This is a genomic window from Halovulum sp. GXIMD14793, assembly GCF_054457435.1.
Genome location: NZ_JBTLNE010000127.1, coordinates 1 through 870, shown reverse-complemented (window position 1 = coordinate 870; position 870 = coordinate 1). Strand labels below are relative to the sequence as shown.

Below are 870 nucleotides of genomic sequence, written 5' to 3'. Positions count from 1 at the left end.
CTTTGATCATCCCAATGATTTGGACTTCCGTGAAACGGCTCTTTCGCATTCGTTTGCTCCTTCAAAAGGTTGAGCAAACTCTACATCAGAACGAGGGAAGTTTCGGGGGGCAGGTCACCCCGCCTCCGGCCATCAGCAACGCATTCAGCGTCGAGTCCTGCAGGTTCTCAAAGTTTCCTTGCCTCTGGAACGCCGCCATGCAGACCGCATCATAAAGACCACCGCAATGCGCTGCGCCCCAGGTCTCAAAGCCGCCCTCTCTGACAACGCCGACCACCGAATTCAAGGCGAGTGACGCATACTGTTCCTCCCGGGCCAGCGAGGCGGCGCGGCCCGCGATGATGTCCATCATCTGACCTTCGACGAACTGACGGCTGCCGACCTCGCGTACCCGCAATCCAGTCGATGAAGGCAATGGCGGGGAACGCATCAGCTCGGGCTTGCCCGTAGATATCATGCCCAAAAGACCGCATGATGTCGTAACGCGCATCGTTGGCGTTATAGTGGAAGCCGCCGATCAGTTCGGCGCGGTCCTGCTCATATCTAGGTGCCGAAAATGCAGTTGCACTTACGAATATCGAAAACAGCAACCAAGCGCTCAAGCAAAGGATATGGCGAACAAAACCCATACCTCTGCCTAGATAACTTCAAAGGCGCTGGCTATAGTAGATATCGGCCCAAAACATCCATACGCGACATCGATCCAGACATCCTATGGGATACCAAAATCTACACTCATCAGACAAAACAAACTAGGCAGCGGACTCGTAAAACTGACACCATAGCCTGATAGATGCGAGTTTGATCATGGCCATGAAGTTGGCTGAAGTTTTTTCATAGCGTGTTGCGATCCGGCGGAATGAGGCTTTG

Annotated in this window: 1 protein-coding gene; it reads right to left on the bottom strand. The window is 53.6% G+C overall.

The window, feature by feature from the left end:
• Window positions 1-85 precede the first annotated feature (85 nt).
• Window positions 86-430, bottom strand: coding sequence for a hypothetical protein (locus tag ACW9UQ_RS18660; RefSeq protein WP_458932485.1), 345 nt, complete (start codon window positions 428-430; stop codon window positions 86-88).
• Window positions 431-870 lie beyond the last annotated feature (440 nt).